The organism is Photobacterium sp. Alg240-V54, assembly GCF_900537155.1.
In the GTDB taxonomy this organism is placed as follows: Bacteria; Pseudomonadota; Gammaproteobacteria; order Enterobacterales; family Vibrionaceae; genus Photobacterium.
In genome coordinates, this window is sequence record NZ_UNRL01000001.1 from 607,047 (window position 1) to 628,008 (window position 20,962).

General features: G+C 39.6%; 23 protein-coding genes and 1 CRISPR repeat array. Of the genes, 2 read left to right on the forward strand and 21 right to left on the reverse strand.

From position 1 onward, the window contains the following. Positions 1-18: 18 nt before the first annotated feature. From G6R09_RS02550 to G6R09_RS02630, 17 genes are all read right to left on the reverse strand, one after another. Entirely contained in the window at positions 19-894 is an 876-nt protein-coding gene (locus G6R09_RS02550; protein WP_060998844.1) for a metal ABC transporter permease, read from the reverse strand. Further along, positions 894-1,649: a metal ABC transporter ATP-binding protein gene (locus G6R09_RS02555; RefSeq protein ID WP_163920352.1), complete on the reverse strand. Its 756-nt coding sequence runs from the start codon at positions 1,647-1,649 to the stop codon at positions 894-896. Before G6R09_RS02555 ends, G6R09_RS02550 begins: the two co-directional genes overlap by 1 nt. Next, a complete protein-coding gene (locus G6R09_RS02560; protein ID WP_163920354.1) occupies positions 1,646-2,554 on the reverse strand; it encodes a metal ABC transporter solute-binding protein, Zn/Mn family in 909 nt (302 codons plus the stop codon). The genes G6R09_RS02555 and G6R09_RS02560 overlap by 4 nt, the downstream gene beginning before the upstream one ends. Positions 2,555-2,610: 56 nt before the next feature. Continuing rightward, complete coding sequence (locus G6R09_RS02565) at positions 2,611-3,195, reverse strand: DUF6162 family protein (RefSeq protein ID WP_163920355.1); 585 nt, start codon at positions 3,193-3,195, stop codon at positions 2,611-2,613. After that, on the reverse strand, positions 3,192-3,515 hold the full coding sequence (locus tag G6R09_RS02570) for a hypothetical protein (protein ID WP_163920357.1): 324 nt from the start codon (positions 3,513-3,515) through the stop codon (positions 3,192-3,194). Before G6R09_RS02570 ends, G6R09_RS02565 begins: the two co-directional genes overlap by 4 nt. A 101-nt stretch (positions 3,516-3,616) precedes the next feature. Next, a complete protein-coding gene (locus G6R09_RS02575) occupies positions 3,617-4,453 on the reverse strand; it encodes a DUF4198 domain-containing protein (RefSeq protein WP_205522983.1) in 837 nt (278 codons plus the stop codon). Positions 4,454-4,464: 11 nt separating this feature from the next. Next, complete coding sequence (locus G6R09_RS02580) at positions 4,465-4,983, reverse strand: DUF2271 domain-containing protein (RefSeq protein ID WP_065167441.1); 519 nt, start codon at positions 4,981-4,983, stop codon at positions 4,465-4,467. Positions 4,984-5,024: 41 nt separating this feature from the next. Then, positions 5,025-5,654: a PepSY-associated TM helix domain-containing protein gene (locus G6R09_RS02585; protein WP_065167440.1), complete on the reverse strand. Its 630-nt coding sequence runs from the start codon at positions 5,652-5,654 to the stop codon at positions 5,025-5,027. A 303-nt stretch (positions 5,655-5,957) separates the two neighbouring features. Then, complete coding sequence (locus tag G6R09_RS02590) at positions 5,958-6,506, reverse strand: RNA polymerase sigma factor (protein ID WP_163920361.1); 549 nt, start codon at positions 6,504-6,506, stop codon at positions 5,958-5,960. Between the two features lie 134 nt (positions 6,507-6,640). Further along, positions 6,641-7,816: a DUF481 domain-containing protein gene (locus G6R09_RS02595; protein ID WP_065167438.1), complete on the reverse strand. Its 1,176-nt coding sequence runs from the start codon at positions 7,814-7,816 to the stop codon at positions 6,641-6,643. 200 nt (positions 7,817-8,016) lie between these two features. After that, positions 8,017-9,204, reverse strand: a complete 1,188-nt coding sequence (locus G6R09_RS02600) for a hypothetical protein (RefSeq protein ID WP_163920363.1) — start codon at positions 9,202-9,204, stop codon at positions 8,017-8,019. Beyond that, on the reverse strand, positions 9,204-9,854 hold the full coding sequence (locus G6R09_RS02605) for an energy transducer TonB (protein ID WP_163920365.1): 651 nt from the start codon (positions 9,852-9,854) through the stop codon (positions 9,204-9,206). The genes G6R09_RS02600 and G6R09_RS02605 overlap by 1 nt, the downstream gene beginning before the upstream one ends. Next, a complete protein-coding gene (locus G6R09_RS02610; RefSeq protein WP_036789967.1) occupies positions 9,854-10,258 on the reverse strand; it encodes a biopolymer transporter ExbD in 405 nt (134 codons plus the stop codon). Before G6R09_RS02610 ends, G6R09_RS02605 begins: the two co-directional genes overlap by 1 nt. After that, entirely contained in the window at positions 10,255-10,788 is a 534-nt protein-coding gene (locus G6R09_RS02615) for a MotA/TolQ/ExbB proton channel family protein (protein WP_163920367.1), read from the reverse strand. Before G6R09_RS02615 ends, G6R09_RS02610 begins: the two co-directional genes overlap by 4 nt. Next, positions 10,788-12,155, reverse strand: a complete 1,368-nt coding sequence (locus G6R09_RS02620; RefSeq protein WP_163920369.1) for a MotA/TolQ/ExbB proton channel family protein — start codon at positions 12,153-12,155, stop codon at positions 10,788-10,790. Before G6R09_RS02620 ends, G6R09_RS02615 begins: the two co-directional genes overlap by 1 nt. A gap of 1 nt (position 12,156) precedes the next feature. Then, the gene (locus G6R09_RS02625) at positions 12,157-12,930 is read right to left on the reverse strand and encodes a DUF3450 domain-containing protein (protein WP_163920370.1); all 774 of its coding nucleotides are present in this window, start codon (positions 12,928-12,930) and stop codon (positions 12,157-12,159) included. 171 nt (positions 12,931-13,101) lie between these two features. Next, positions 13,102-15,192, reverse strand: coding sequence for a TonB-dependent siderophore receptor (locus G6R09_RS02630; protein WP_163920372.1), 2,091 nt, complete (start codon positions 15,190-15,192; stop codon positions 13,102-13,104). A 406-nt stretch (positions 15,193-15,598) separates the two neighbouring features. Between G6R09_RS02630 and G6R09_RS02635 the strand changes: the two genes are divergently transcribed. Together G6R09_RS02635 and G6R09_RS02640 are read left to right on the forward strand one after the other, a co-directional pair. Further along, positions 15,599-16,030, forward strand: a complete 432-nt coding sequence (locus G6R09_RS02635; protein WP_065167432.1) for a hypothetical protein — start codon at positions 15,599-15,601, stop codon at positions 16,028-16,030. A gap of 235 nt (positions 16,031-16,265) precedes the next feature. Then, positions 16,266-16,442, forward strand: coding sequence for a hypothetical protein (locus G6R09_RS02640; protein ID WP_156673561.1), 177 nt, complete (start codon positions 16,266-16,268; stop codon positions 16,440-16,442). A gap of 54 nt (positions 16,443-16,496) precedes the next feature. On the opposite strand, the gene G6R09_RS02645 is transcribed toward G6R09_RS02640, so the two are convergent. The 4 genes from G6R09_RS02645 to cas7fv form a co-directional block, all read right to left on the reverse strand. After that, positions 16,497-16,703 carry a hypothetical protein gene (locus tag G6R09_RS02645; RefSeq protein WP_065167431.1) on the reverse strand — a complete coding sequence of 69 codons (207 nt, stop codon included), beginning with the start codon at positions 16,701-16,703 and terminating at the stop codon, positions 16,497-16,499. Positions 16,704-16,944: 241 nt separating this feature from the next. Next, positions 16,945-18,303: a CRISPR direct-repeat array (repeat unit 28 nt; unit sequence TTTCTAAGCTGCCTGTGCGGCAGTGAAC). A 130-nt stretch (positions 18,304-18,433) separates the two neighbouring features. After that, on the reverse strand, positions 18,434-18,985 hold the full coding sequence (gene cas6f, locus G6R09_RS02650; RefSeq protein WP_065166808.1) for a type I-F CRISPR-associated endoribonuclease Cas6/Csy4: 552 nt from the start codon (positions 18,983-18,985) through the stop codon (positions 18,434-18,436). Between the two features lie 8 nt (positions 18,986-18,993). Then, positions 18,994-20,004, reverse strand: coding sequence for a type I-Fv CRISPR-associated protein Cas5fv (gene cas5fv, locus G6R09_RS02655; RefSeq protein ID WP_065166809.1), 1,011 nt, complete (start codon positions 20,002-20,004; stop codon positions 18,994-18,996). Positions 20,005-20,012: 8 nt separating this feature from the next. Then, positions 20,013-20,960, reverse strand: a complete 948-nt coding sequence (gene cas7fv / locus G6R09_RS02660) for a type I-Fv CRISPR-associated protein Cas7fv (protein ID WP_065166810.1) — start codon at positions 20,958-20,960, stop codon at positions 20,013-20,015. Positions 20,961-20,962 lie beyond the last annotated feature (2 nt).

Consider the following 20,962-nt stretch of genomic DNA (forward strand, 5'->3'; position numbering starts at 1 on the left):
CCTTAAAAAATACAGCGACTACCCTTTACGAACAATGCGGTAACAGGTGGCAATTAAAAAGAAAATAGCAGAAACAATTATAATCGCGGCTCCCGAAGGAACGGGAAGTTTAAGCTCCATTGGTAATACCGTACCAACAACGCAGCTGATGGTAGCCAATAACGCTGATAGCAATACAAAACTGCCCATATTTTTAGTTAATAGGCGAGCTGTCGCTCCTGGAATAAGTAATAGAGCACCAACCAATACTGCACCGACGATCTTAACCGAAGCAATGGTGACCAGCGTAATCATCATCACAAACAAGTAATCATAAAAGTTAGTTTTATAGCCACGAACACGCGCAATATCAGGACTAATACAAGTTAACAAAATACGATTAAAGGTCGGTATCAATAGCACAATAATCAAACTGCAGCTTATTGCTAATACCCATAGATCTTGATCGGTCACCGTTAGGATCGAGCCAAACAGCACGTTTTCTAGCATGTGAATATTAATTTTACGGGCTACATACATTAATAATGCCGCGCCGACCGCTAACGCCAATGCTAAAAACACACCGACTAGCGTATCGTAAGGCACATTGGTTCGATTACGAACAAAATGCAGTAGCAACGCAAAAATCATACAAAAGCTAAATAAGCCAATAAACGGATTTTCAGGCGGTTCACCTAAGAGTACACCTAAAGCAATGCCGGTTAAGGCAGCGTGCCCTACAGCCTCAGAGAAAAAAGCCAACCGCTTAGCAATCACCAATGTGCCTAGCCCGCCTAATAACGGGCCTAATAATAGCGCCGCAACAATGGCATTCACCATGAAGGCATATGAAAAGCTGTCACTTAAAAAACCAGCATCAACACCTAATTGTGCCCAATGACGTAATAATTCCATTACGCGACCTCATGTTGCTTCGCCGCAATCGGCGCATGGCTATAGTGATTAAATAAACGTTCAATTTTTTCAGGTATCAACACCTCAGAGTGATGACCTGAATCGACAAGAATTCGATTAACAACATGGACTTGTGCATTCAAACGACGTACCGCAGTAACATCATGGTGCACCGCTAACACTGTTTTGCCTTGGCCGACAAACTCATGAATCAATGATTCTAAATAACGTACACCTTGTTCATCCATACCAGTGGTTGGTTCATCAAGCACCAGTAAATCTGGGTTATCTAATAATGCTTGAGCAAACAATACGCGTTGCTGTTCACCACCAGATAATTGTCCCATTCGACGATCAGCACGATTAGCCATGCCAACACGCTCAAGTTGAGTCAGTGCAAAGGCTTTATCTTGCTGACGTTTACGCCAAAATAACGGCGAGCGAGTCAAGTTCAGTAAAATAAAATCCATCACGGTTAACGGCAGGCTTTGTTCAAACATTGCTTTTTGAGGCACATAACCCACAGAGCCCGGTTTGCCGTTATTAGCCTCATCATTCCATAAAATATCAATCTGACCTTTAAACGGTGTTAAACCAAGAATAGAACGCAAAAGTGATGTTTTTCCGCCACCATTTGGCCCCATAACGACATGGCACTGACCTGCTTCAAAGCTATGATTTATATTAGATAGAATTTGGTTTTCGCCGTATTGCAACTCAAGGTTTGCAATCTCAATTTGAGGACCAACACTCATGCTTGTTCCTTCTTGGCAGCAAATTGCATTGCTTGTACTAATGTGTCTAAGTTTTGCTGCATTTCAATTTCGACTTTTTTCGCATCATATTGACCATGCGTCATGTGTGAGAAACGGTATAACTTCACCCCAGTCGCTTTTTCAATGGTATCAACATAACGGTTAGGCATATTTAACTCATAAAACAGCACATCAATACCTGATTGCTTGATTTTTTCAATCGTGCCTTGCAGCTGGCTCGCACTTGGTTCAACACCATGAGCAGGTTCAATCACCGCAGCAACATCAACACCAAATTCTTGTAATATATAGCCGTAAGCATTATGCGTTGTGGCGACTTTCATTCCCGAGGTATTTAAGTCACCCAGCGCTAACATTGACTTACGCTTCATTAATCGAAATTTTTTCGCATAATCACGGGCATTTTTACGGTATTCACGCGCATTATCAGGATCGAGTTCAGCTAATTTATTCGCAATGGTATACACCTTTTGAATCGTGGTTGATAAACCAACAAAGGTATGTGGATTAACAGCACCGTTACCAACAGATTGCCCCATTGCCGGTAGTAACGGCACATCATTATTTGCTTCAAGTACGACTAAATCATCACGATTGGCAGCATCTATCACTTTAAGAGCAAAATCATCATGACCAATACCATTAACAACAATAACGTCCATTTGTTTTAGACGGCGAAGATCATTGGGTTGTGGTTGATAGTTATGGGGATTAAAACCGGCATCAACTAAAGGTAAAATATCAGCCTTATCACCCACCACTGCTTTTACATAGCTATAATACGGTTGCAATGTAATACCAATAGTTAGTTTTTCAGCAGCTGCACAGCTAAAACTGACCAATAAAGCCGCAGCGGTTAGCGCCGTTTGAATGACTATTTTCATAATATGTTTACTTCAACGTTAGAGAAAAGAATAACCGCCAGCTATATACCAACACCTCAATGCGTTTGAGACTGCTCATTACTGTCGCGATGAAATACAATTTGTGTCCAGCCATTATCGATAAGTTGCTGAGCTTTAAATTCTGCATCCTTATTGATAACTAACGGCGTCGTGTCTTTAGAAAGTGCTAACCAAATATCAGGTTCAGGGCTATTACTGTTAAGAACAACAGATGATGCACCTTGCTTTTCAACGCGAATACCTTGATAAATAGCCCCATTAATATGTTGCCATTGATGACGGCCTTTTCGCTCCCAACTCTTATCTTCGATGAAAGGTGCTAGCCATAACTCAGATAATTCCGTCATATTTGGCCATCGATTTTGATTATCAAATTCACGACTATCTTGATTTATATTGCGAATTTCTTCATGAGCAAGGCGTAACTCGGCCACCATTGCTAATTCATCAGGGCTTAACTCGGTGATGGCTACTTGGTGGGAATCTAACGGCTGTGATTGGGTTTTATCTTGATGCAAAGGCAATAATCCAGCTGCGACTAATAAAATAGCGACGATAATACCGCCAACCCATTTGCCTTCTTTGCCACCATTGTCTGATGCTACAGATTGACGGATCATTTTTCGCTAATCTCAACAACATCGACTTCAACAGGGCTTTCATGGCCAGAATCAAACACTAAATAAAAATCAGTCTCTGGTTTAACAAACTCTGCAATTGAACGTTTGTCGGTATTGACTTTGGCAATAAGATTATCGTCGTAATCATACATATTAACGTTGTAATCAATCGCTTTACTGCCATCGCTATAGCCAGTCTCACAAGCTACTTTGTCACTTTCAAACCAACAGCTCATTAATGGGAAATGCGCTTGAGCTGCAGTTGAAAATAAGCCTAATGTTAATAACGATAACTGAATAAGTGCTGTCTGCTTTTTCATAACAATCTCGAATCTGCCCATATTATTGATAACTGTAATAAGTGACATATAAAGGGAATAAAACGGCTGCCTTCTATCAGAAAGCAGCACGATGGATAAACTTACTGTAGTGATGCTTCAAAGGTGATATGCACATTAACGTTAGCAGTATCAACCATTGGGTTATTGGCAATTTCACCACGGTAATTTGCTTTCATGATATAGCGTCCAGCCGTTGCTGGTGTAAAGCTCACCATGCCATCTTTATCACTCACAACATCAATTTGTTCTTGATGATTACGATATAACGTCCCTTCACGGGTCACTTCAGCAACAACACCCGCTTGTGGTTTGCCGTTAAAGTAGAATTGAAAAGTCACAGGCTCACCTTCAACAATATCAGCAGGATGAGTAATAGGCAGTAATTCTAAATATTTGCCAGTAAGCTCCATCGCTTTAGTGCTTGGCTTACCCACAGTGACATAGGTTTCTGCACGGGTATAACCCACTTGGGTAATAACATCGCGAGATTTTTTAGGTAACACACTATCGCGCTCAACTTTATTGGCTGCAATCCACTTAACCGTATCGCGACGACCTGCTTTATATTGCGTAAAATAAACCGGAGTCTGATTAACTTGAATTTTATGTGTACCTTGCTCTTCAAAATAGAAGTCAAAAATCGCACGACGTTTACCACGAATAGTAAAGTTAGGACGCTCTGTACGACCATCAGGCATCACAACTTCTGCAGTTTCCGTACTGGCTGGCTTATCATAAACAAAGGTACCGTGTGACGCTGTAACATCAAAAGATAACCAATCGCCACCTTCCTTTGATACCGTAAAATGTGACGGTAACACCCATCGCGGATGCGCATTTGCCGATGCTGAAACAGCCAAGCCTGCAACAACAGCACATGCCAGAGAAAACGCTTTCATTTTATTATTTTTCATAATGTTACTATCACTCAAAGTTTGTAATTAAGCTGAATAGCACCGGTTTCTTCCGTTGGTGCAATAACATGGCTAAACGCGTTTTCGCCTAGCTCGATTTTTTGACGTAAGTAGTTTCGGCCACCGTGTTCACGTACAACTTCTACATAAAAGGTGTAATTGCCCTGTTCAACAGGCTGCCCTTTATCATTTAAGCCATCCCAAACGAACTTATATTCGCCCGCAGGACGTGTTGCCGATGTAACCGCATCAACTAACTCACGATCGTAACGACCGACTTTGCGCCACCAGCTACGTAAATCTTTTAACCACTCATCTTTACCAACCCACAACTGCACAGTGCGTACAGGTTTACGGTTAGCATCTTCAACCCATACAGCAACATATGGACGTGCATACATGGTGGTTTCAATCGCTGGTAGTGTGAAATTCACCTCAAGCTGAGCATTTTCAGGCACAGGTTTGGCAATCGCACTCGCCAATGGTGTTAACAATAACGCGGCTAATAATGGTTTTTTTATGACGTTAAACATGGTGATAACTAACCTTAGATAAAAGCGACAATCAAATACTGCTATGGCACAGCAAAGATATAAATCAGTAAACTAATCACAGAACCGAGCCCCATCCACTTTAAAGAGGTCTGGAAGGTTTTCTTTTTAGGTATTAATAAGCACACGCCGGTTAATACGAACATCACCATCAATAAAGCTGTAATATCAATAAACCAGCGCCAAACTTCACCACTATTACGCCCTTTATGAAGGTCATTCAGTACAGCAATCACACCATAATTGGTACTTTCAATAGTGGCTTGTGCGGTTGTCATATCAATAAACACCGTGGCGTTATAACCTGGGCCTTTATAATCGAGTGAAATTTCGCCTTCTAATAATTCATCGCCATCTACATCGGTAAATATATCAATCGCAGAAGGTGTACCAGTTACATCACTATGCTTAGCAAGATAAGCGATCAAGGCTGAACGATCTGGTGCAAATGGCCCTTTATCAGAACCTAATAACTCAGTCGGAATAACCAGTTGCTGTTCGATAACATCTGGTGATTGACTCACAAAAAGATGAGGCCGATTTAAAGTGATCCCAGTAATGGCAAAAAATAGCACCACCAGCAGCAGTGCCATTGAAATATAAATATGTAAACGGCGTGCCCATAATTGCACTGCCTTATTTTTTAACACCATTACAAACATCATGTGTAGAAACTGGAATAATGATAATTTAATTGATAATCGTTCTTATTGGCATTCAATTTACATTGTTTACGTTGGTTAGAAACGAGTTACGAAAGTGCGAGGTGCGAGGTGCGAGGTGCGAGGTGCGAGGTGCGAGGTGCGAGGTGCGAGGTGCGAGGTGCGACAGGAAATACCTTTTATAACAAACATCAACCAAGGTATTTTGATTATCGACTATTTTTATCGTAATTATTACATGCACCCCATAGAATGGATATTTCAACCATGGTTCTAATCTATTTGAGTTACATATTATATAATCAACAAACTTAAACTTTGTAGAGCTCGATATATCCGCATTTTACATGCACTAATAGTAATCTGCAGAATGTGACTGATCTCACTTAATGAAAAGTCTTTATAAAACCGTAAATTTATAATCTCTTGCTCATTTTTAGACAATGATGGTATTGCTTGATTAAAGGTTATTTCTAAATCAATATTATGGTTATTAACTTGAGTAAGATGTTCTAAGATGTTCATAGTAACAATGTCTGTTTTATATTTATAATTACAGCTTAAAAATGAATAACACACATTGTCTGTTATTTTAAAAATCCATGTTTTAAATAAAGCCTCATGGCGATATGTTGGTAATGCTTTATATACTCTAATTAATATTTCTTGAACAAGATCTTCTGCAGACGTTTTATCCCTTATTTTATAGACACATCGATTATGTAGTAATGCTAAATAAGGCTGCATTAACAGATGAAACCACTCATTTCTTTCTTTTTCATTTGATTGAAACATAGAAATTAAATGGCACTCTTTACCATGATCATTATCGTATTCGTTCATAATAGATTCCATTCTAAATAGCATTCAATTTAACGATAAAAAATACTTATTTTTACGCCCTATTGAATGTAAACGAAAAAAAACACTGACTTGTCTTATAACAAAGAAGTCAGTGTTTATATAAATATACGTACCTATTTCAAGCGATAAGTCAAACCCATTTGAAGGGTTTTATCCACATCATCATTACGATCTGTTACCCCAGGAACATAGTCGATATTATCGTCTGTTTTCGATAATCCAGCGGTCAATGTTAAACTGATAACATTAGAAACATAGTAGCGGAATGTTGATTTTAGGCTATTGGTCATTAAATCTTCTGAGCCGTCGCTCTCAGAGTAATTTAATAACCACGTATTTTCCCAATCAATATTGTCACGTAATTCATAGGTTAATGACATTGCATTTGACGCATTAAAGCCATTATCACCGTCATCAAGTATCGCGGTTAATATTGCCTCATTAGAAAACTGTAATTGGTTATTAATTGGATAATGATACTCTGCGCCGACTTCTAAGGCTGGTTTAGTATCAGAGCCATCATAATTGGTTAATACCGCACCAACACCAGCACGTACTAACCAACCGTATTTACGGGTTGATATGCGTTCATTAACTAATACATCATAAGATTTAATCGCACCACGCGGCCCGAGTTGAGTCCCCAATGCTTTACCAATAGCTTCGACCCAATATTCGGCATAATCAGCCGAACCATACCGGCTACGATACTCTGGCTCTTTCGCAATTATTTTGGCAACTTGTTGATATGTCGCACGTGAGATCGAACCTTTTAATAACCCACGTTCTTGTAGCTCCTGCACCACACGGATCGTTTTTGCCATAGGGGTAGCATTTACTACCCGTCCATAGCCAATACCAACGGTTAATTTAGTGAATGGATCAACCATATCTGTCTGTGCACCGATCTCTGCTTTACTGTACCAAAAAGCATTATTCTGAGTCGGGTTAAAATACATATCATTGGTTAATGAGGCTAAGGCTTGATAATTCTTTTTGGTGCTATCACCATCACTGCTGCCACGACTCATCGACGTATCACCGATAAAGTTTACACGGGTATTTCTATCTGGTGATGAAAAGACTTGATCATAATTCGCACTAACATCGGTACTGTAACTGGTTTGATCTTGGTTACCACTTTGCAAGTCAAACTGGGCGTTTAAATAAGCATCTTGATAAGCGGATGTTGCTTCTTCATAGTCAAACATTGTGATCTCTTCAGCGCCTGTCGCGGAAGATAAGAGCAAACCAACAGCCGCGGATAGTGCTGTAATTATTGGTTTCATGATGTTTCTCCTAATTGTTTATTGTTTTATTTTTGTCAACTCACCACTTATTTTTAGTGGCTCCCTAACTCAAACTTGATAAACATTAAAAAAGTCACATTCATATTTTGTTTTTTATCAGGTTCCTAAAAATAAGAAAGGCGAGCTCAATGGCTCGCCTTTCTGAAAACTAATAATATATCCAATAATTACTATATTAGTTAAGCACTTGTATCCATCTTACGCATTTGAGCTAAATATTTAACCCAACTTTTCGCAGCTGAAGACGGCTTGATATTCTCAGCTTGCTTTGCGTGAATTATCGCTTGTTCGAGGTTATTCATTTTGTAATAAACTCGTACTTTGGCTAATTCTACGTCGGCACGTTTATCTTTGCGCTTAACACGATCTAATTCAACCAAGGCTTGTTTATACTTCCCTTCTTGAACTAACAATTGCGCTAATTGCCAACGGTAGTGATTATCTTTAGCCGCTACTTTGGTCCATAGCTGAATCGCTTTATTCCACTCGCGTGCCATTTGCCAATAGTTTGCTTGTTCAATCAATAATGTTTTATCGCTATTCGCATCCTTCAATGCCGCAATTTGTTCAGCAGCACGTTCTGGAATACCACGTTGAGCATACAATTGAGCTAATACTTTAAGATCTTGCTGACTCAGTGCAACACCTTGGTATTTAGCCAGCTTTAATGTCGCTAATGCATCGCCGTTGTTACCCGTTCGCATTTGAATACTGGCTAACTGCTGCCACCAAATTAACTTATTCGGTTCAAGTGCAATTAAACGGTTTAACGTTACCGAAGCACCTTGCCAATGTTTCAATTGAAGCTGTGCACCTAGCTTAATCGATAATGGCGACATGCTATCTTTAACGCGATAACCGTCATAACGCTTCATTGCAGTTAGCACTTGTTGCCATTGTGATTGCTGATAATGCGCTTGCGCAATACGTAACCACAACTCAGAGCCTTTTTGCTTAGCCGGAATATTTTTAGTTAACTTATAATAATGCGGTAAAGCTTGACTGTATTTCGCCTCTGAAAGCAGAATATCCGCCAACATGCGCTCAGTCGTCCATGCTTGATCATCTTGCAATAAACCACTATTTACCGCTTTTGTTAGCAATTTCACTGCTTGTGATGTTTTACCTTGTTGCCAATAAAACACCCCTAACATACGCTGAACATAGGCTTTATCATACGCAGCACTTGGGTTCATTTCAGCTAACATAGCGATAGCTTGATCAAGCTTATCATTTAACTGTAAGTTATTGGCACGCTGTACCTTATTAGCCGTTGCTTGTGATAACTGACCACCATTTGCATAAGCATAGGACAGTGGCAGTGAGGCCGATAAGGTTAACGCGATAATAAAAGCGATCTTTTTCATTATTGATTCAACCTAAATTCAAGACGTACTGTCTGCCCTTGTTGCGCCATTGCGGTACCATTGACGACTTGTGGTTGATATTTCCACTTGCGTAACGCACGAATCGCTTCTTTATCAAATAAACGTCGTGGTTTAGCATCCATAACAGCAATATCAATTGGTCGCCCTTGGGTATCAATGGTGAATTTAAGCACCACATAACCTTCTTTACCCTGACGTAAAGCCCGTGAAGGATAACGCGGCTCGACTCGATAAAGCGGCATCGCCTGTTGTGATTTACCTAATCCATTACCTATCGCTGCGGCACTACTAAAATCAGTAAATTTAGGCGCATTAACCGCTAAACCGTGAATCGATGTATCCAAACCTAAACTTGGCATTGAAGCCATCGGCATTGCAGTTGATGTTGCTGCTTGAGACTGCGATGGTTGCGCTTCTGGTGGTGGCGTTGGTGTTTCTGGTGGTGGCGGAGCAACACGCTGGCGACGTTGTGGCGCTTGCTCGTGTTCTACCATCACCATATTAAACGCTAACGGCGGCGAATTATCTTGTGGTTGATGATTACCGTTATCCACCATCCATGCCATTAACGTAAACAACCCCAAAGCCATCGCCAGCGCCAATGGCAATGCCATCAATATGCGCATCATTAGTTTTTCTCCGCCGCCAGAGCAATATTCTTCACTCCTGCACCTTTTGCAGCGTCCATCACTTTAACAACCGTGCCGTTATAAGCATGTTCATCTGCTTGGATCACTAAAGCTGCATCTGGCTGTTCGGTTAACATATGCTCAAGTGTTGCTTGCACACGTTCTGCATCTACCACGCGCTTATCAATGTATATATCATTAGCTGCGGTGATCGCCACAAAAATACCGGCATCTTTTTGACTAACAACATGACTTGCTTGAGGGCGATTAACTTCAACCCCAGATTCACGCACAAAAGAACTAGTCACAATAAAGAAAATCAACATGATGAAAACAATATCTAACATCGAAGTTAAATCTATTTGTGCATCTTCACGCACTGACGAGCGACGACTGAGTCTCATTGCTGACTCCTTAATGATTTTTCTAATTTCAACTCACGCATTTGGCACGCTTTTGCCAATCGAGCATGAATAAACATTCCAGCTAATGCGGCTACCATGCCCGCCATGGTCGGTAATGTCGCCAGTGAAATCCCTGACGCCATTAATCGAGGTTGGCTACTGCCTTGGGTTGCCATAACATCAAACACAGAGATCATACCTGTCACAGTACCAAGCAATCCTAGCATTGGACAAATAGCCACTAACACTTTAATAAAATTAAGGTTTTTGTTTAATGCTATTTTTGCATCAGCTAACCAGCCATCACGAATAGCATGGGCATACCACGATTGATGATCAACACGTGCTGCCCATAATGCTATCCAGTGTTGTCGCTGCTGTGGAAAGTAAAATGCAAGGTAAATCACTCGCTCAAAGACTAATAACCACAACACAGCAACAACCGCAGCTAACCACCACAGGATCACACCGCCTTGCGCCATAAAATGCGACAGTGAAAACCACCAGCTTTGTAATATGCTGCTATCCATTAGGCTGCCTGTTCAGTTGTCATGCCAGCATTCTTGATGCCATTGTTATCATTTTTTTCGGCTTGTTCCGCTACTAAGCTGATACCCTGCTTTTCAAGGATCATACGAATATTTTCAGCTTGAGAACTTAAAATATTATGCGCCAGCAATAGTGGCATTGCCGCAACTAGGCCTAATACTGTGGTAACCAGTGCCATTGAAATACCACCAGCCATCACTTTAGGATCACCATTACCAAACTGAGTGATCACTTGGAACGTTTCAATCATACCGGTAACTGTACCCAACAAACCTAGCATCGGTGCCAAAGCTGCAAACAGTTTTAGCATTGATAAGCCTTTCTCTAGCCCTTGTTGCTCATCAACAATCGCTTCTAACAAACGCAATTCTAACGCTTCAACACTGCGGCTTTGCTCTTTGTTATATACCGCAAGAACACGGCCTAAAGGGTTATTACCAGGTTTAGATGGTTGCTTCAATTGTGCTTTAATCTGTTGACGTATCAGGGCTAATTTAGCACCACGGAAAATCGCGATACCTGCACCAATAGCAAGCAGTAATAAAATCACTTTACCGACAGCACCACCCGCTTGAAGGCGATCCATTAGCGTCGGAGACTGTGCTAATTGCTCTAGCATCATTCCTCGCGAAGGATCAACAACTACCATTTGATTGGCTGTTGATACAAGTTGATCGTAATTTGCTAATGTCGGTGCATGCTCAGGTTGCTGTAAATACGCCATAGCCACATGTTGACCACCATCCCAACGTAAATAACCGTTGTCACCCACTAAGCCCATACTACCTAGACGTAATGCTTCAACGTTACTTTGTTCACCATCACCATTGATATATGGCACGGTCACTTTGGCAATTTGGCCGCTAGCAACAATCTGATCTGTCATTGCTTGCCATAAGCCTTGTAGCTGTTCCATTGAAGGTAATGCTTTAGCTGCAACAATGTCATTTACCACGGCATTATCTTGGCTGTTATCAATCGCTGTTACGGCATGTTGCTGCTCAGATTGAACTTCTTTAGCAGTCTGACGTACTACGCCAAATAGCTCACCTAAGCTGCCGCTTTCTAAACGCAATTGCTGCTCTAGCGTTGATAGGTGTTGTTCATTAGTGCTAAAGGTTGTACTTAATACTTCAGTAGCGGCTTTAAGCTTATTACGCTCAGCTACCAATGCATCATATTGTGCTTTCACCGTTTGCTGAGTACGATTAAAACCCGCTTCACGCTGAATATTATGCTGGGTTTGTTGGCTTTGTTCTTGTTGTGCTTGTTTTACTACCGATTCTGCATTCACGGCAAATGGCATACTTGCGACACAAAGGGCAGCAACTAACGCTTTTAATTTCATGTTATTTACTCTCTACGTTAGTTGGTGAACCAGAAACAGGTAAGGTAATTAAACTTGGTGCAACTTGGTTATCAGCAATTGCAAACGCTTTATCAATATTAGCGCCTTCACTTGCATCAACGGCTTGCCATTGTTTAGCTGCTGTATTCCAACTCCAGTAATGACTACCATTTAAGCTACGAGCAACCAGCGCAATACGCCCTAAATGAAGCACATTAACTTCAATTGTTTTGTTATCGGCAAGGGTAATTTTTGCTTGGTAAGCCGCAAGCTTAGTGCCGTAATCCATTTCAATTTGGTAGGCTTCTAAAATACGACGGAATTTCTCTGCATCACTGATATCAGCTTGTGACATCATCGTTTCAAGTTTATTGACGCGCGCTAAACGTGCTTGATGTTTAATCGGCTTATCGTTTTCAACAATCGTCTTTAAGCCATCAATCATTTGATACATTAACGGCACAACACCTTGACGAGTTTGCTTTATATCTGCGATTTGTTTATCAATTGAAGCCACTTCTTGTGCCTGATTTAACACCAAACGTGCTAAGTGATCATGATAAATAGTGAGGTTTTTAACTTCTTCTTGCAGTTGTTCTATGCTGGCTTTCATTGCCAATGCAGAATCGGCACTTTTATCGATTTTATCCTGACTTAACGCAGACGCAGTATTGGTCTTGTTCTCTATCGTACGCGCGGTATCAAGATTAGATGCATGAGCGCCAGTAGTGACGCTCAGAATAACAATAGCAAGGCTAGTTTTTATAAAGTTCATAGTATTTAATCAATCGTTATCTGTAATAACCAAAAAAACAAAAAAGTAATGTTAAAAATAAAAAGTATCGCAAAAAGTGCTGAACTATAAACAATAACTATTGTGATGAACAGCTTATAGATCGCAGCAAGGGGAAGTTAATACTTCCCCTTTATTTATTCAGTTTACTTATTAATATTTAAACTCAATGGTTGCCATGAAGTTACGGCCTTCGCCTAGTGTCACGCCAGTCGCACCAACGTAATCACTGCTGGTTGAACCGCCACCAGCCATGTAATCTGTATCAAATAGGTTTTCTACATTTACACGACCAATGATATCCAATTTGTCATCGTATTTGTAAGTATGTGCAACACCAACATCAACGCGAGTGTAAGCATCTTTCTTAAAGGTATTTGCTGCATCACCGAAGCGAGATCCTTCATAAATGACACCTAGGTTAACATCCGTTGCTTCCGTTACGTTGTAAGTTGTCCATACGCTAGCTGCAAACTCAGGCACATCAACTGGGCGATTACCTTGGTATTTCTGATCTTTAGTGTATTCTGCATCAAGGTACATTGCTGATGCACTCATGCTTAGCTTATCCGTTACGTTACCTTGTAACGCAATTTCTGCACCATTATGAACACGCTCACCACCTTGCGTTTTCTCATACAGATTGTTGCCTACTTGAACATCGATCGTCGAGTTCTCTTGCGTAATGTTAAACACTGCACCCGACACAAATAGGCGATTATCTAGCAGTTCCCACTTAGTACCTAGCTCATATTGCTTACCACGAAGTGGATCAAGTTGCTCACCATCATTAACGTAGTTCTTAGAGCCAGATGATACTGTACCTTGCGGTTCAAAGCTTTCAGAGTAAGCTAAGTAAATAGAACCGTTTTCTGCTGGGTGGAAAATCGCAGCCACTTTAGGTGATACTGCTTCTTCTGCCGCTTTTCCTTCTTGGGTTTGGCGATCAAAACGAACACCAGCAAGTACTTGCCAATAATCGTTAATTGTTACCATGTCTTGTGCGTAGAAGCCCCAAGCATTGTAAGAAGAGTTAGATTCTTTTGGCTTACCTGCTTTGTAACTAGGAACAGGTGTTGATTGGTTTGGTGCCACTTCAACAGAGTTAAATGAACGTTGGAAACGATCATAGCTATAACCTAACCAGTTAGAGCCCACTAATAGCTGATGTTGCATGCCTAGAGTATCAAACTCACCGACGAAATCTGCATACGCGGTTTTGAATTTCCAGTGATCTTGACGATCATTACCACCTTGTTTCACTAAGCCTGATTCTTCAAAATTAGCGAAGTTAGGATAACTTTCTTTGTCATGACGTTTGAAATCTTGGTAGTTAAAGCCAGAATTCAGTGCCCATGTATCATTCAATTGTGCTTTAACATCAAAGCCGTAGTTTTCAACTTCGTTATTTATTTTTGACCATTGCGCGTCCCATACATGATCACGACCAAGTACAGGCTTACCGTCAACAATATAAGCACCAGAATCTACACTGCCTTTATCGTTTGTACGATCATAATGTAGTGACACTGTCACATCATCGTTAATATCATAATCAACAAATAAACCACCGACAAAGCGGTCAGTTGAAGGTGTAGAACCATCACCATATTTACGCCATGAATCGTAATCTTCTTTTGCAACAACAGCGCGTGCACGTAGAGTTTCATCTGCATTTAATGAACCGCTCACATCTAGCACACTACGAGTATGGTTATTTGAACCCACATCTTGGCTAAAGTTTACTTGAGTATCGTAAGTCGGCTTTTTAGCAACCATGTTAACCAAGCCACCCGGCGCTGATTTACCGTAAAGCAGGCCTGCTGGGCCCTTCATTACTTCAACTCGCTCAAGTAGCTCAACTGGCTGACGGTAATGAGACCAATGCTGGTGACCATCACGCAAGAAACCACTGCTGCTACCTAGTTCAAAACCACGTAAAGAAAAACGCTCACGGTTACGACCAGTACCGCCGGCAGAAATGCTCGCATCATTCTGCAATACTTCACCTAATGTGCTTGCACGCTGCTCATCAATTAGCTTCTCATCAATAACAGAAACTTGTCCTGGAGTTTCAAGCTGTGTCATTTCCATTCGCATTGCTGTCGAATTTGTATCAGCTTTATAGCCATAATCACGTCCAGTGACCACCATATGCTCATCTGTATTTGTAATTTCTGCGTGAGCAATCGGTGCAGATAATACTGCACCAATCAATAGTGTTAGCTGACTCTTAGAAAACATATTCCGTTATCTCCAATTACCGTATCTTTGAAAATAAAACTAATCGAATAAAGCTGTTACTTAATACCGCATCTTTAAAAACTAACTGAATGTAGGTTTTTAAGGATGCTCCGTATAAGGTGCTATAGATTCAAATAATTTAGGGTTTTGGCGGTGGCATTATTGCGCTGCCAAATTTTAAACAAGAATATAAGTGATAACCATTACCATTTGCAGTTAAATTTACATTCTTTGCATTCGTAAAGTTTTTGTCAATTAACAAAACCATTAATAAACGCTCGTTTTATTGAGCGTTTACTCATACTCCAAAACAATTATTCCGTACTCAATACTGTTTTTTTCAAAGACTTTCGCGACAAACGGGCGTATAATTCTGTCGTTTTTATTGATTTCTGCGGTATTTAAAGTGACCCAATTAAGTCTTGAAGCTATTCGTCAACAATTAGAAGAACGCAATTTTATTGCTGAGAAAGTTCGCATTGTCACAGTAGAGGCAATGGAACCAGAGGCATTAGCAGCCTGTACCACTACAGAAAATGAAACATTCTATAACAGCTATATGAATGTGATTTATTGTCGTGGAGATCGCTATGTTTTAGGTTATCGCTGTAATGAGGCAACTATCATTGACCAAGCGATTATTTTTAAAGACGGTAAATATTACGATCCAACTTTACAAGCTAATGGTGAAGGTGAGTTTGAAGCGTATCCATTTGCTGTATTAGCGGAATTTAAAGTCTTTGACATGATGACACATGCTAAAAACAATAAAGACTTTCCGCCCGATGTTGACTTCCTATTTACACGTAAGAAGCACTTCAAAAACGTAATTCGATAAATATCCCCTACCCGTTATTACTGTTAATTAATAACGGGTACTTCTTACCTTTCTTGTCACACATTAATAAAATTAACAGCAATTTATTATTTGAATTGTCATTTATATTATTAACAAAGTTGTTTCACAACTGATACGCAAAAGCTAACTTGTGTAACAATCACATCATCTACCCCTTGAGAATACCCACAATAAATGTACCATTTTATCCATACACCTCATTGGATATTTTTATATGGATCAGGCTAAAGAATTAAGACGTTACTTTACGAATGATGAGCGCCAATATATTTTTATGCTACAAAATCAGGTGAGGCAGTTAATTATTCTAAAAAAGGATCGTGTAGAAATTGATAGAGGACTAAGTGCATTAGAAGAAGCTTTGATTGCCTTTGAAAGTAAAAATAATTAACACTGCATTATTCTATGTTCTAAGAAAGTCCAGCTAGCACTGGACTTTAATATATTACTTTTTTAAACCCATACTTTGTAAATAATCTAATTCAAGATTAAATTTCTTAACATAACGATTCAAAGTATTAGGGGTTACGCCATGAACAATCTCTGCTCTATATGCTGTCATACTATGAGTAATCACGTCATAAACAGCAACTTTTACAGCTTCTGCCTTAAAAATATGATTCGCAATATTGTTAAATTTTTCTTTGTCCAAATTTCATTCCAAGCGGCTACAAATCCTTTGTTAACCCATGATAAACATCAAAGTTTTAACCTTCAATGGTTTACGGAAAAGTTCTTAACAATATGAATAATATGACTTATCAACGGAATATCTTCCACTGAAAATATAATGTATCTATACCAGCAAAATATAATTGCATCGTATTTAGTTTGGCTTTTCTAATAAAAATAACAAATTGAGCGTAAAGTTATATTTTATAGTATGCCAATAACAACCATACTGCCTGTACGGCAGTGAACAATTTTCTAGTATGTTGTTCTAATCATAAAAATTTCTAAGCTGCCTGTGCGGCAGTGAACGTTTTAAGGCAAGCCGAGGTAAGCCACCTATGTTTCTAAGCTGCCTGTGCGGCAGTGAACGGCAAGACGGCGTTTGTATTTCCTGATGTTGATTTCTAAGCTGCCTGTGCGGCAGTGAACATGATGATGGTGTTATCGATGGAACAGATATATTTCTAAGCTGCCTGTGCGGCAGTGAACCGCCATATTTCACGATACCCACGTGAATTTTATTTCTAAGCTGCCTGTGCGGCAGTGAACGCAAAGATGGCTCTGCCACGCTGACGACACGCTGACGACACGCTTTCTAAGCTGCCTGTGCGGCAGTGAACGACACGAGTCCAAGTGAATCGGCATCCTCTGATTTCTAAGCTGCCTGTGCGGCAGTGAACAAAGTGATGGTAAATCTAGTGGACATAATTCATTTCTAAGCTGCCTGTGCGGCAGTGAACGAAATGTGGTGGAATCTAAAGCTATGGATTGATTTCTAAGCTGCCTGTGCGGCAGTGAACACTGGGGATTCACAGTGTTTCAAGTAGCAGAATTTCTAAGCTGCCTGTGCGGCAGTGAACAATGAAAAGTTACAAGGTATTTTAGATAAACATTTCTAAGCTGCCTGTGCGGCAGTGAACGTTAGTACGATTAACGATATAATCTGGACAGTTTTCTAAGCTGCCTGTGCGGCAGTGAACGCGCAACCAGAGCAATGGCGTGATGCGATTTGTTTCTAAGCTGCCTGTGCGGCAGTGAACTGCACGGGCATCACAACCACCTTTGAATTGGTTTTCTAAGCTGCCTGTGCGGCAGTGAACTGATCCCGCACCAACGTATTCGCTACATTGTATTTCTAAGCTGCCTGTGCGGCAGTGAACCACTGGCCGTTACCATCGCTTTTAGAAAGTCATTTCTAAGCTGCCTGTGCGGCAGTGAACTATCAGGTTGATTTGGTTGATTTGCAACATTTTTTCTAAGCTGCCTGTGCGGCAGTGAACAGGTATGCAGCTAAGGTAATGGCAGCAACAAATTTCTAAGCTGCCTGTGCGGCAGTGAACTAGCAAAGAATAACCAGATAGCAATTGCCAATTTTCTAAGCTGCCTGTGCGGCAGTGAACACTCGGAAGTAAACAAAGATCGCGCAACCAGTTTTCTAAGCTGCCTGTGCGGCAGTGAACAAAGCTGATGTAATCGAGCAAGCATTATTTAATTTCTAAGCTGCCTGTGCGGCAGTGAACAGCGATTCAGGCATAATTCATCAGCTTATTGTTTTCTAAGCTGCCTGTGCGGCAGTGAACAATAAAATATAAATCAAAAATCAAGTTACAACAAACAATTAAGATAATAATTGAATTTTTACCAATATTTATCACACTTCATCTAACCTGTTGTATTTAAATTGATTTTTTAAAGAGCTATTTTTATTGGTTAAAACCATGGAACGGTGGCTGTTTTACTTAAGCCATAAGAATCAAATACGCCTTCTACGGGATCATTCATCAAATCACTAAAATCAAAAAATTTACGGTATATTTGACCCGTTGAACTACTGAACAAATCAAGATAGGGCTGCTCAAAACCTTGGCTCAGCATTTTTACTTTGTAACGTTTAATTCCATCTTGATCAAGATTGCCTCTTTTGATCAATCGTCTTAGTTTTGCATTACTCATATTGCTTTTTTTAGCTGAAATATTTCTGTATTGAACTTGTTCTGGCACTGCAATCACAGCCCCGACTCGACAACAACCGCCCAACGATTCTAACCACGCTAAACCTTCAAGATCATTTAATAAGCTAGCCTCACCATGTATTCGAAATAATCGACCTAGTTTTACATGTGCCTGAGGAAAACTAATCCCTATTTGATTAGTGTTTAACTTCACTAATGCTTTATGGAACTTAGTAAATACTTTGCAACTAAGCTCTGTTTCTCTCATTTCAGCATTAGGCTTTAACTGAATATCAATATACGAATCCATTCTCACTCCTACACACGAATACTTGCAACATAAGCTAGACCTTTTTTCCCAAGGTAAAAACTAGAAACACCTGCATTCTCTATTAGTGTTTTTATTTCTTGCCCTTTAATGCGATCAACATCAATAATAATTTCTAACTGGCCGCTTGCTTTCGTCATCATTGAGGTTACTTCACCTTGCCCTTTTATCTTTTGTTTTTTGATATAAGGATTACCCCATATTAATTTCTTAGGGCCTGTTGTGAATCGTCCCATAAAATCTTTTTTAGTAAATCCCTTTTTTGATATTCCACTAATGCCACCAGCTTTTGTTTTTGCACTCGATAAATCATAATTCTCACTTAGCCGGCTTAACTGTAAATATAAAGCTGAACAGTAAAGGCTAATGGGAGTTATCAATCCTTTATTATTTTCATATTTAATATCTGGAAATTCTTTATTTAATATGTTTATTGCATTGAGTACACATCCTTCGTTCTCAACCGCTTTATCTTTATTTAACAATTCGAGACGACTAATAATATTTAAAGGATCTAACTGAATATCAGTTTTTACCTTAGCGCCATGGATGATAAAACAGCATAGCTCAGTAAATTCTAAATTAAGTACTCCCCAAAATTCAGGTGAATAATCAGAAGTGAACATAGAGTCAGATATTTTTATCATACCGGTATACGAATTTTGATCAGTACTACCATTCATATTACGAATATACGTTATTTCATTAGTAAGTTGTGCCTTATCAATAAAACTGACTTTATTTTCTAAATCTTCAAAATAATACCCCGCAGCAAATGTTTTACTGCGAGCTTGATAGAGTTTACGTTGGTCACCAATTAATCGGTTTAATAGTCCCATTACAGTATCTAACGCAATGTCACAAGTTTTAAAATTGCCGTCTTTCTTTAGATTAGTCATCGAACCTAAGAATTCTCTTCCTTTATTAGGCAATGGCTCACTATTTGAGCCGCCTAAAAAGGAATTACGCCAACATGAATCATATGCAATCGTAATTTTCATCTAGCCTCCTACTTTGCGTAAAAGTACTGGGCATATTGAGTTTGTGGTTGCGTTACTATTTCTGATTCATCACGTTTAATCCGCATCATTTTATGGCTGTCATTATAATCAACAGTCAGTTCATCAACATACATATAGCCTTTAGCTTGGCGAATACTTAAATCTGCAATTCGTGATAATGTATATTCGACTAATGCTTGTACTGCATCATTATCTAATACGATACCGCACTCGCCTTCTTCAAAAATTGTACCTTTACGAACATAGTTATTATGAAATGATGCTTTCGGTTTTAGAGCAGGATTGAGCGATTGAATAAAGTTTTGCACGACGGCAGCAACCTTCTCACCTTGACCCTCTGTAATAACCATTGAAGCGCGATCAAATTTCTTATCAAGAGAAATAAATTGAAGTTGCTCAATGCTGATTGAACCATAAGAAATATACTCAGTGTCACCGAACGTCGTTTTAGAGAAGAAGGATGAACTATCGCGTTCACCAGCTTGACCAAACTGCTCAAAATTACCATTTCCTAGTTGATCAACGAAATCTTCAATCAATAATGGACTAGTTCTTTTACATTGGCTTGACGGAACCACATATCCACGAATAAGGCCTGTTATAGAAGCTAATACTTTCTCTAAATTTTTATCTGCTGCGTAGTGCAAATCAAAAGCTTGTTCTTTAAATAAATGGTGGCGAATACAGTTTTGACTGATATATAAGGGTGTTTTTTTAAAATCGATATCTGTCGCTTGTTTTTTATATTTATAACCAGTTTCATCTTTTACTCTACCTGTTAAGTTTGAATACCCCCTTAATTTAGGTAACGTATGGTTATCAACTGTTTTACCATTATCGCCTGTAAGTGTTGTTGGTCCATTCCAATTAACCACACCATGACCTAGTGCTTTAATTTTAAAATCAACACTTTTAATACCTGTTACTTTTTCCATGT

Bases quoted from the DNA above. Each gene is read 5' to 3' on its own strand.
- G6R09_RS02555 (WP_163920352.1), bottom strand. From the start codon at position 1,649: ATGAGTGTTGGTCCTCAAATTGAGATTGCAAACCTTGAGTTGCAATAC.
- G6R09_RS02585 (WP_065167440.1), bottom strand. From the start codon at position 5,654: ATGGTGTTAAAAAATAAGGCAGTGCAATTATGGGCACGCCGTTTACAT.
- G6R09_RS02550 (WP_060998844.1), bottom strand. From the start codon at position 894: ATGGAATTATTACGTCATTGGGCACAATTAGGTGTTGATGCTGGTTTT.
- G6R09_RS02595 (WP_065167438.1), bottom strand. From the start codon at position 7,816: ATGAAACCAATAATTACAGCACTATCCGCGGCTGTTGGTTTGCTCTTA.
- G6R09_RS02565 (WP_163920355.1), bottom strand. From the start codon at position 3,195: ATGATCCGTCAATCTGTAGCATCAGACAATGGTGGCAAAGAAGGCAAA.
- cas5fv (WP_065166809.1), bottom strand. From the start codon at position 20,004: ATGAAAATTACGATTGCATATGATTCATGTTGGCGTAATTCCTTTTTA.
- G6R09_RS02560 (WP_163920354.1), bottom strand. From the start codon at position 2,554: ATGAAAATAGTCATTCAAACGGCGCTAACCGCTGCGGCTTTATTGGTC.
- G6R09_RS02610 (WP_036789967.1), bottom strand. From the start codon at position 10,258: ATGAGACTCAGTCGTCGCTCGTCAGTGCGTGAAGATGCACAAATAGAT.
- G6R09_RS02600 (WP_163920363.1), bottom strand. From the start codon at position 9,204: ATGAAAAAGATCGCTTTTATTATCGCGTTAACCTTATCGGCCTCACTG.
- G6R09_RS02605 (WP_163920365.1), bottom strand. From the start codon at position 9,854: ATGATGCGCATATTGATGGCATTGCCATTGGCGCTGGCGATGGCTTTG.
- G6R09_RS02620 (WP_163920369.1), bottom strand. From the start codon at position 12,155: ATGAAATTAAAAGCGTTAGTTGCTGCCCTTTGTGTCGCAAGTATGCCA.
- G6R09_RS02625 (WP_163920370.1), bottom strand. From the start codon at position 12,930: ATGAACTTTATAAAAACTAGCCTTGCTATTGTTATTCTGAGCGTCACT.
- G6R09_RS02570 (WP_163920357.1), bottom strand. From the start codon at position 3,515: ATGAAAAAGCAGACAGCACTTATTCAGTTATCGTTATTAACATTAGGC.
- cas6f (WP_065166808.1), bottom strand. From the start codon at position 18,985: ATGGATTCGTATATTGATATTCAGTTAAAGCCTAATGCTGAAATGAGA.
- G6R09_RS02580 (WP_065167441.1), bottom strand. From the start codon at position 4,983: ATGTTTAACGTCATAAAAAAACCATTATTAGCCGCGTTATTGTTAACA.
- G6R09_RS02630 (WP_163920372.1), bottom strand. From the start codon at position 15,192: ATGTTTTCTAAGAGTCAGCTAACACTATTGATTGGTGCAGTATTATCT.
- cas7fv (WP_065166810.1), bottom strand. From the start codon at position 20,960: ATGGAAAAAGTAACAGGTATTAAAAGTGTTGATTTTAAAATTAAAGCA.
- G6R09_RS02590 (WP_163920361.1), bottom strand. From the start codon at position 6,506: ATGAACGAATACGATAATGATCATGGTAAAGAGTGCCATTTAATTTCT.
- G6R09_RS02615 (WP_163920367.1), bottom strand. From the start codon at position 10,788: ATGGATAGCAGCATATTACAAAGCTGGTGGTTTTCACTGTCGCATTTT.
- G6R09_RS02640 (WP_156673561.1), top strand. From the start codon at position 16,266: ATGGATCAGGCTAAAGAATTAAGACGTTACTTTACGAATGATGAGCGC.